Origin of the sequence: Anabaena sp. 54 (genome assembly GCF_017355725.1) — a bacterium.
GTDB lineage: Bacteria > Cyanobacteriota > Cyanobacteriia > Cyanobacteriales > Nostocaceae > Dolichospermum > Dolichospermum heterosporum.
On sequence record NZ_JAAVWA010000006.1, the window covers coordinates 186,082 to 196,150 of the forward strand.

At 37.2% G+C, this 10,069-nt stretch carries 8 protein-coding genes; all 8 read left to right on the forward strand.

What is annotated here, in order from left to right; translation table 11 throughout:
* The first annotated feature begins 155 nt into the window (after positions 1-155).
* Positions 156-401, forward strand: a complete 246-nt coding sequence (locus HEQ36_RS09680; protein ID WP_053537484.1) for a phosphopantetheine-binding protein — start codon at positions 156-158, stop codon at positions 399-401.
* Positions 402-435: 34 nt separating this feature from the next.
* Positions 436-1,488, forward strand: a complete 1,053-nt coding sequence (locus HEQ36_RS09685) for a 3-oxoacyl-ACP synthase III family protein (RefSeq protein WP_053537483.1) — start codon at positions 436-438, stop codon at positions 1,486-1,488.
* 12 nt (positions 1,489-1,500) lie between these two features.
* Positions 1,501-2,121, forward strand: a complete 621-nt coding sequence (locus HEQ36_RS09690; RefSeq protein ID WP_168635640.1) for an acetyltransferase — start codon at positions 1,501-1,503, stop codon at positions 2,119-2,121.
* Between the two features lie 263 nt (positions 2,122-2,384).
* Complete coding sequence (locus HEQ36_RS09695; RefSeq protein ID WP_168635641.1) at positions 2,385-3,626, forward strand: decarboxylase; 1,242 nt, start codon at positions 2,385-2,387, stop codon at positions 3,624-3,626.
* Positions 3,623-4,651 (forward strand): ATP-grasp domain-containing protein, encoded by a 1,029-nt coding sequence (locus tag HEQ36_RS09700; RefSeq protein ID WP_081424096.1) that lies wholly within the window; start codon positions 3,623-3,625, stop codon positions 4,649-4,651. Before HEQ36_RS09695 ends, HEQ36_RS09700 begins: the two co-directional genes overlap by 4 nt.
* Before the next feature lie 13 nt (positions 4,652-4,664).
* On the forward strand, positions 4,665-5,795 hold the full coding sequence (locus HEQ36_RS09705) for an aminotransferase class I/II-fold pyridoxal phosphate-dependent enzyme (protein WP_053537480.1): 1,131 nt from the start codon (positions 4,665-4,667) through the stop codon (positions 5,793-5,795).
* A gap of 28 nt (positions 5,796-5,823) precedes the next feature.
* A complete protein-coding gene (locus HEQ36_RS09710) occupies positions 5,824-8,010 on the forward strand; it encodes a polysaccharide biosynthesis tyrosine autokinase (protein ID WP_053537479.1) in 2,187 nt (728 codons plus the stop codon).
* Between the two features lie 593 nt (positions 8,011-8,603).
* Positions 8,604-10,069, forward strand: a 1,466-nt coding sequence (locus tag HEQ36_RS09715) for a DUF4347 domain-containing protein (RefSeq protein WP_290707509.1), incomplete at its 3' end; no start/stop codon positions are given.

Sequence of the window (10,069 nt, forward strand, 5' to 3'; positions counted from 1 at the left end):
TTTTTATTCAGTAATTTATTGATAAAGATAATGCCAGGATGACAAGATTATTCCAGGAAATTTAGAGTATATTATTTAGAAATTGGTAATTAATAGATGCGAATAATAATTTACTGTTCAGAGTATTACAACAATACAACTTTATGGGATAAAAGATGATAGATCACCAAGAAATATTGGAAATTTTAGGCGAAGCCATGGAAATCAGCAGTGCAAATCTTACGGAAGAAACAGTGCTAGAAAACTTAGGAGATGTGTGGGACTCACTGGCTATATTATCTATAATATCAATCATTGATAGTTATGCTGATCGGGCTATTCCTGTGAATTCTATAGTCGAGAGTAAAACAATTAAAGATTTGATTAATCTTATTTGCGTAAATGATAAAGTAAGAATTTAAACAGAAATATCTGTTCTCAATTTAGGAAAATACTATGCAACAAGTGATGATTTCCAACATTAGTATGCGAAGTATAGCAATTGCTTTACCTGAAAAAACTGAATTTAATTATGAATTATCTGATGTGTTAGATTATGAAGAAATAGAGCGTCTCAGTCAAAGAATTGGCATTTACAGTAGAAGAGTTGCCGAAGACGATATAACAGCTTTTGATCTGATGTACCAAGCCGTCGAAAATCTTCTTAAAAATACATATCTTAAGAAAGAAGATATAGACTGTATTGTATGTGTTACCCAGACTCCAGATTATTTGATTCCTGGTAATTCATTCCTCTTATGTCATAAATTAGGATTAAAAGCAAGCATTTTTACACTAGATATAAATGCTGGATGTGCGGGCTTTACACATGGTCTAATTGTACTGGGAAGATTAATTAATAATGGTGATATGAAATGCGGATTGTTGGTTGTTGGAGATACACTTACAAGATTGGTAAATCCCAAAGATAAAACTGAGCGATTGTTATTTGGTGATGGTGCGGCTGCGTGTGTTTTAGAATTTGATCAAAAAGGCAGAGGGCTAACAGCTTGCTGGCGAACTATTGCTGATGATTATGATAAGTTAATTGTCCCTGCTGGTGGCATGAGAAAGCCAAATACCGAGGAAACAAACATTACTAATTTAAGAAAAAATGGAATCTACAGAAGCGAGAATAACCTTGCTATGGATGGTGCTGCTGTTTTTTCATTTTCAATTCAAGAAGTGCCAGATATCGTCAATTTTGCGCTGAGAAGTTGCAATTTAAGCAGTGACGATATTGATTTATTTATATTTCACCAAGCTAATAAATTCATGGTTGATTCTATCCGCACAAAATTAAAGATTAGTGCAGAAAAAGTTCCCATATTTGTAGAAGGGATAGGTAATACAAGTTGTGCCTCCATACCAATTGCTATTAGTCGCTATGCCTTAAATCAAGGAATTAATAAAATTAGTGGTCGGCTATGTCTGACTGGGTTTGGGACTGGCTTGTCTCTTAGTAGCATAATTATCGAAGTAGAAGATTTAATTGTCACTTCACTATAATTTCACGATGTTATGAATAAAGAAAGAATAGCTGTAATTGGAGCAGGAGGTCATGCCAAAGTAGTAGCAAGTACGCTCATGGCAGCAGGCCACCAAGTAGTAGGTTTTTACGATGATAATCTGCAAAAGAGAGGAACGAATATTTTTGGTATTCCAGTTATTGGTCCAGTCAGTGAGCTGACATCTGGCAACTTCTCTCATGCAATCATTGGTATTGGTCAAAATGAGACCCGGAAGCGTTTAGTAGAAAAACTTCATCTTAATTGGATAACAGTGATTCATCCCTATGCTTGGGTTCATCCTGAAGTTTTATTAGGTGCAGGTACAGTAGTTTGTGCTGGTGCAATAGTCCAGCCCTATTCAAGAATTGGATCGCACGTAATTATTAATACTAAAACCAGCGTTGATCACGACTGCTGCGTAGGAGATTATGTACATCTGGCGTTCTCCCACCTTGCTGGCGGTGTAACAGCCCATGAGGGAGCTTTTCTAGCTTTGGGAAGCACTGTATTTCCAGGAGTTCAGATTGGAGCTTGGGCTACTGTGAGTGCAGGATCGGTAGCAATGAAGGATGTTATGCCAAAAAGTACAGTAGCAGGTGTGCCGGCTCGATTAATTAAAGAAGCTAAGTAGGTGAACACAATAAAACCAAACTGTGTAAAGAAACGTAAAATCGCTGAAAACTTCTTTACTATTGCCTCTTGCCTCTTGCCTCTTGCCTTGCTATAACGACAATTTTCAACGTCAACCTACTTACTTTTAATTGAGTGAAGACTAGTACTGCCGTGAAGTCAAAAGTCAAAATGAATAGGTCGTAAGCTTTTGAGAGATTGAGAATGGTTGATTTATTTAGGCCGTTGTGTACTAGCAATCCATACTGAATTGAGGAACTAAAAATGCAACTTTCTTGGAAAACACTTCAGAATTTAGAGCAAGAATTTGGTGATGCTTTTTTTATCCTTGATTTAGATAAATTCAAACGCAATTATCAAGAGTTCCTGCATGGTTTTCGCTCGATTTATCCCCATACCAACTTAGGCTATTCTTATAAAACTAACTACATTCCCAAGTTGTGTCAAACTGTAGATTCTTTGGGCGGCTATGCGGAAGTTGTTTCTCAAATGGAGTATGATCTAGCTTTGCGTATTGGTGTCTCTCCAACTAGAATTATCTTCAATGGTCCGCTAAAGTCTCCAGAAGACCTGGAAAATGCAATTCTCGCTGGTTCTATTGTTAACTTGGACTGTTTGGAAGAAGTAGAAATAGTTGCAGCATTAGCACGAAGATTACCAGAACAAAAAATTGCAGTCGGTTTAAGATGTAATTTTGATGTGGGTGCTGGGAGGATATCTCGCTTTGGATTTGATGTGGAAGGAGGCGCACTAGATAATGTTTTTAAAACATTCCGAGAATTAAATAATTGCTCAGTCTTGGGATTACATTGTCACATTTCTACGTCAACAAGAAGTTTAGAATCCTATAAGTTACGCACGCAGAAAATTATCGAACTCAGCGATGATTATTTCCCAGATAAACCACCTCAATTTATTGATGTTGGCGGTGGTTTTTTTGGCAGAATGAACGATGATTTAAAGGAACAATTTGACTGTTATATTCCCACTTATCAGGAATATGCAGAGGCAATTGCCCCGCAATTAAGCAGTAGATTTTCTGATAATTCTAAACCAGAATTAATTATTGAACCAGGTGTAGTTATTGTTGCAGATGTTCTCAAATTTGTCGCTAAGGTGGTGGGAATTAAAACAATAAAATCACGCCAGATTGCTCTTGTGGTTGGCAGTATTCACAATGTTAAACCAACTTTAACTGATAAAAAATTATCACTACAAGTTTACAGTGATGAGGAAAATTATCAAACCAAGAAACTAAGTATTCCAGTAGATTTAGTTGGCTATACTTGTATGGAACATGATTGTTTATATCCAGATTATCCTCATGAAATTGGGATTGGTGATTATGCAGTTTTTGATAATTTAGGTGCATATACAGTGGTATTTAAACCACCTTTTATTCGCCCAAATCCTCCGATTATTAGCTATGATTCCACCCTTAAGAATTATACATTAGTCAGACGGCAAGAAACTTCTCAAGATGTGTTTTCTACTTATGTAATATGAGTGACAAAAATATGAACGTTATGTTGACCTGTGCAGGAAGAAGAAATTACCTTTTAAAATTCTTTCAAGCAGCTTTAGAAAATAGAGGATTGGTATTTGCTGGTGATGCTAGTCTAGAGGCCCCAGCATTAAAGGAAGCAGATGAAAGTTTTTTATTACCATCTGTAAATGATAGTGATTACTTTGATAAGCTGCTGGATATCTGTCAGAATAAAAAAGTCAAGTTACTAATTCCTCTCAATGATTTGGAACTACCATATTTAGCAAAACAACGTGATCAATTTCTTAAAATAGGAACTATCCCAGTTGTCTCTTCACCGGAAATTATTAATGTTTGTTTTGACAAGTGGTTAACTTTTCAATTCTTAGAAACAATCGGTATACCGACTCCAAAAACTTATCTTTCTCTTGCAGAAGCAAAAGCAGCTATTGAGCGAGGAGAAATAGATTTTCCTGTAGTTATTAAGCCTCGGTGGGGAAGTGCATCAATTGGTATTGAATATCCTGAAGATTATGAAGAATTAGAATTAGCCTACCGATTTGTGAAAAAAGCTATTCAAAAGTCATTTTTAGCGACGGTAAGCTCTACTGATTTTGAAAAATGTATCTTAATTCAAGAAAAGCTAATTGGACAAGAGCATGGTCTTGATATCATTAGTAATTTAGAAACTTCCTACATTACCACTTTTGTGAAGCGTAAGCTAACCATGCGAGCCGGAGAAACAGACCGGGCTATCACAGTGGAAAATCAGGAACTTGAAAAAATAGGTGAGAAAATTGGACAAAAACTAGGTCATATTGGCAACTTAGATTGTGATGTAATTGTCGGAAAAAAGGGGAACTACGTATTAGAAATGAACCCGCGTTTTGGTGGTGGATATCCATTTTCTCATGTAGCCGGAGCAAATATTCCCGCAGCTTTGATTGCTTGGGCTAATGGGGAAATGCCAAATGACAAATGGCTGAAGGTTCAAACTAATATAATAAGTGCCAAATGCGATCGCCTGATCACTTTTAAACGATAAAGAATAAAAAACCATGAAGCCAATTCTCCTCTCCACTCCCCATATCGGAAACCAAGAATTAGAATTCGTCAAAGAAGCATTTGCTACCAATTGGATTGCCCCTATTGGTCCCCATGTTGATGCTTTTGAACAGGAATTTTGTCAAATAACTGGCGCTAGTCATGCTGCTGCTGTAAGTTCGGGAACTGCGGCTTTACATTTAGCTTTGCAATTAGTTGGAGTCACCAGAGGAGATGAGGTTTTTTGCTCCACCTTAACCTTTGCAGCCACCGCTAATCCGATTACTTATTTAGGCGCAAAACCAGTATTTATTGATAGCGATCGCATTTCCTGGAATATGAACCCAGACTTGTTGCAAGAGGCTTTACAAAAACGCGCCTACTTTGGTAAATTACCCAAAGCAGTTATAGTTGTACATTTGTATGGTCAAAGTGCAGATATTGAACCTATTCTCAAAGCTTGCAATCAATATGATATTCCTCTAATTGAAGATGCCGCCGAAGCTTTAGGTGCTACCTACAAAGGGCTTTCTCCCGGTACATTTGGGCGGTTTGGTATTTACTCCTTCAATGGTAATAAAATTATCACTACATCCGGTGGAGGAATGCTAGTTTCTGATGACGATCAACTAATTGCCAAAGCCAAATTTTTAGCAACTCAAGCCCGCGATCCTGCCCCCCATTATCAACATTCAGAAATAGGATATAACTATCGTCTTAGTAACGTTCTAGCAGGTATTGGTCGAGGTCAATTACAAGTTTTAAATGAAAGGGTAGTCGCTAGACGGCGCAACTTTGAAATTTACCAATCTACTTTGGGAAATCTACCAGGAATAGAATTTATGCCCGAAGCTAATTTTGGCTATTCTACTCGCTGGTTAACGGCTTTAACAATCACCCCAGAAGCTTTTGGTGCAGATCGAGAATACATTCGCATCCAACTTACTAAACAACAAATTGAAGCTCGTTCTGTATGGAAACCATTACACCTGCAACCCGTGTTTTCTGAATATGAATGTATTGGTGGTAAAGTCGCCGAAAATTTATTTTTACATGGTCTTTGTTTGCCTTCTGGTTCTAATTTAACGGACGAAGATTTAGCAAGAGTAATTAATGCCATTAAAACCATTCACTCCACAACTTGAAAAACATACATAAAAAAGTTAATTTATTATGGAACTACAAGAATCTTCTATATCACCGCAAAAATATTGGACAATTCTCAAACGTCGTTGGCTTGCCACTTTATTAATTACTATTTCCGTTTTTATCATAGCACAATTGGCTGCATCTTTGAAAAAACCTATTTATTTTGCAGAAGGTAAATTGCGGTTTCAAAGAAGCAATATAGCCTCATCTATCACAGGATTAGGTGCAGAAATAGGCAAATTAGATCCTTTAATGGAACAAAATAACCCCCTCAGCACAGAAGTAGAAGTAATAACTTCTTACCCTATTATAGAAACAACTATTAAACGACTAAATCTCAAAGATAGTCAAGGTTTTACCCTAAAACCTAAGCTATTTCTCAAAAATCTTGTTGTCAAAGAAGTTAAAGGCACTAATGTTATCCAAATTAGCTACAAAGATACTAATCCCAAAATTGCCGCCCAAGTTGTAAATGAAATAATTAAAGTTTATTTAGAGCAAAATCTGTCTTCACGGCGAGCCGAAGCAAGCGCAGGACGTAAATTCATAGAAAAACAATTACCCAAAGCCGAATTAGTAGTCCGTCAAGCCGAATCTGAATTAGCAGATTTTAAAGAAAAAAACAAAATTATTTCCTTACAAGAAGAAGCTACTGAAGCAGTACGAGTTATTGGTAATTTACAATTAAGGATCAACGATACTCAATCTCAATTAGCTAATGTTAAGTCACAGTATCAAGTAGTTATTCAGCAATTGGGAATGAACCCAAAACAAGCATTAACAATGACTTCTATTAGCCAAATCTCTGGAATTCAAGATATTCTTAGAGAAATCCAACAACTACAATCACAACTAGCAAACAGACAAACAATTTTACAGGAAAATCATCCACAAATCATAGATTTACAGGATAAAATTGCTTCTCTAAACAAGGTTATTGACAAAAGGATAAATCAGTCCATAGGTAAAAATAAACTACAAGCAGAAGATAATTTACAATTGAGTGCTTTACAGCAACAACTCTCTAGTAAACTCGTAGAATTAGAATCCAACCGTCTAGGTTTAGCCAATCAAGCTAATTCTTTATTAAAATTACAATCTACCTATAAACAAAGATTGAATACGTTACCTAAATTAGAAGAACAACAGCGTCAATTAGAACGTAAACTTCAAGTAGGACAATCTACCTATTCCTTATTACTTCAGAAACTCCAAGAAAGTAGGATAGCTGAAAATCAAAACTTAGGTAATGCAACTAGAATATCCGAAGCTCAAGTTCCTGATGAACCTATTTCTTCTGTCATAATTTCCTATCTCAGTTCAGCATTACTGAGTATACTGGCAGCTCTTATGACTATATACATCCTAGAAATGAAAGATAAATCTATTAAGACTATTGATGAAGCCAAAAAATTACTAGAATTAACCTTGTTAGGAGTTATCCCTACCGCTACTAAGTGGAAAAGAACCTCTAAAAATAATGAACCAGATGAATGCTATAGTCAAAGAATTATAATTCGAGATTTTCCTCGTTCTTCTATTAGTGAAGCTTACCGAATGTTGAGGGCAAATCTTAATTTTATCAGTGCTGATAAAGAGCTAAAAGTTATTATTGTCACCAGTTCTGTACCCAAGGAAGGTAAATCAACAGTAGCAGCTAATTTAGCTACAGCAATGGCACAAATGGATAAACAAGTTTTATTAATAGATGGAGATTTGCACCGTCCAGTTCAGCATAAAATTTGGGACGTAATAAATAATCAAGGTTTAAGTAATTTAATTTTCAAACAGGAAGAAATTACTGCGATAATTAAAAAAGTCATGCCTAATTTAGATATTTTGACTTCTGGTATAGTTCCTCCCAGTCCAGCATCTCTTCTCGACTCACAACGCATGGCAACTTTAATGGCTAACTTCTCTGACAAGTATGATTTTGTCATTGTTGATACACCAGCTTTAAATGTGGCTGCTGATGCTGTTACTTTAGGACAAATGGCTGATGGTGTTTTATTGGTAGTGCGTCCTGGTGTAGTTGATTCTGTGAATGCGACTTTTGCTAAAGAACTATTGGCAAAATCTGGTCAAAATGTCTTAGGACAGGTAGTTAATGGTCTAATTGTGAAAAATGAACCCCATAGCTATTACTACTTCCAAAAAGAAGACTATTTACAAACAATCAATGTAGAGTCTCAGGAATCTGTAAAAATTTAACTAATTAGGGTTTGCTGAAAAAGTTGTCTGTGAGTGCTAGTACCGCAAGGCGGAAGTCAAAAGTCAAAATGAAGACAGTATAGGCTTTTGGAGGATTTAGAATAGTTCATTCACTTACGCCACAGTGTACTAGGAGTATGGCTAACGCTACGCTATCAGCAAACCCTACTTAGGGATAGGAGGTAGGGGCGCAGGGCCTGCGCCCAGTCAGGAGTGAGAAATGAAGATAGAATCAGCCACCAACACTATCTCAGTATATTGAGTCATATTTTTACTTATTTATCTTAATTTTACGTTTTAAACTCAAAAATTAGCATTATTCCTACCTCCAATCTTATACTAAGTAGGTTGGCGTTGAAAATCGTCGTTATGGCAAGGCAAGAGTGAAGAGGGTTTGGGCGATTTTATGTTTCTTTACACAGATTGGTTTTATTGTGTTCACCTACTTAGATGTTTAATGGGTAATGGGGATTAGGTACTACAGTGAACAATTATTAATTTGTTCAAAGTAACACTTGCTTGTATTTACGCTTTAGTGTATTGTCAATTACAGGTAATCTGACAATATCTACACCAAGCACCCAGTTAAACCGATGATCCTAATCAAATCCTCTGAAACACTGAACTTGAATGGGCTAACCCATAATGATCTATTAGGTGTTGTGCAAATAGCAATTCGAGATACTGAGGAACAGCTTCAGAAGTTTACTCAAAGACCGGATTTTCGTGAAAAGATGATACTGGCCTTTGGTAGATTACCAGCAGGTTTACAGGGTGCTTGGGCAAATGGGGTGAGGAATGTGGGATTTAAGACAAAAGAAGATTCAGGAATAGTTGTCTTTATTGATCCATCTGTTTCCGATCATCAAACTCTACAGGCGGGAGTTGCAGAGGGGGTAGAAGCGATCGCTCTTAACCCCAATCAAGACGGTATCAAACAAATCACCGCATTTTTACGACAGCATCCCGAAATTACCACTATTCATATCGTTTCTCACGGTGCGCCGGGATGTTTGTATTTAGGAAATAGTCAACTTAATTTAGATAGTATCAGTAAATATGCTGATTTATTACAGCATTGGCAAAGCAATAGCATTTTACTTTATGGGTGTAATGTGGCTGCTGGAGATGCTGGAGAAGAATTTATTCGCAAGTTACATCAGATTACAAAAGCAAGTATTAGGGCATCGGCAACAAAAACAGGCAATGCAGCTTTAGGCGGAAATTGGCAGTTGGAGGTGAGTTTTCCCGTTACAGATGACAGAAAATCCGTAGTTTTAGCTTTTTGCCCGGATGTATTAGCAGCATACAGTGGCATCTTAGCACTTGATGAGCCATACTTAGTTACAGATATCAATGCAACCATCTATAGTTCTAATACCATCAGTTTGATCAATGATATCCTGACTGGAAATGAAGGAAATGATACCCTAAGTGGAAGAGAAGGAAATGATGCTCTTTCAGGGTTAGGGGGGAATGATAACCTCTATGGTGAAGCGGGTAATGATACCTTAAATGGGGGTGAGGGAAATGACTATTTAGCCCCAGGAACAGGTGCAGATAGTATTGATGGGGGAAATGGCAACGACTATCTAGACATAGACAACCGTAACGACACAGCCGATACCACCATTAGCTATACCAATGTCAACAATGGCAGTATCACAGGTGGGTCAAATAACGGCACAGTCTTCCAAGGAATAGAAAGAACTCGACTCAGAACAGGTTCAGGGAACGATAATATCAACGTTTCCGCTACCGATAATTACAATGACACTTGGAAAAATGAAATTTATGCGGGTGCAGGCAATGATACGGTCATTGGTAGTGCAACGGGATGGAACCAACTGTTTGGAGAAGCCGGGGATGACAGTCTGCAAGGAGGTGATACCAATCCAGATCACCTCTATGGGGGAACAGGTAATGATGCTCTCTCAGGGTTAGGGGGGAATGATAACCTCTATGGTGAAGCAGGTAATGACACCTTAAATGGGGGTGAGGGAAATGACTATTTAGCCCCAGGAACAGGTGCAGATAGTATTGATGGGGGAAATGGCAA

Bases quoted from the DNA above. Each gene is read 5' to 3' on its own strand.
- HEQ36_RS09690 (WP_168635640.1), top strand. From the start codon at position 1,501: ATGAATAAAGAAAGAATAGCTGTAATTGGAGCAGGAGGTCATGCCAAA.
- HEQ36_RS09700 (WP_081424096.1), top strand. From the start codon at position 3,623: ATGAGTGACAAAAATATGAACGTTATGTTGACCTGTGCAGGAAGAAGA.
- HEQ36_RS09685 (WP_053537483.1), top strand. From the start codon at position 436: ATGCAACAAGTGATGATTTCCAACATTAGTATGCGAAGTATAGCAATT.
- HEQ36_RS09710 (WP_053537479.1), top strand. From the start codon at position 5,824: ATGGAACTACAAGAATCTTCTATATCACCGCAAAAATATTGGACAATT.
- HEQ36_RS09695 (WP_168635641.1), top strand. From the start codon at position 2,385: ATGCAACTTTCTTGGAAAACACTTCAGAATTTAGAGCAAGAATTTGGT.
- HEQ36_RS09680 (WP_053537484.1), top strand. From the start codon at position 156: ATGATAGATCACCAAGAAATATTGGAAATTTTAGGCGAAGCCATGGAA.
- HEQ36_RS09705 (WP_053537480.1), top strand. From the start codon at position 4,665: ATGAAGCCAATTCTCCTCTCCACTCCCCATATCGGAAACCAAGAATTA.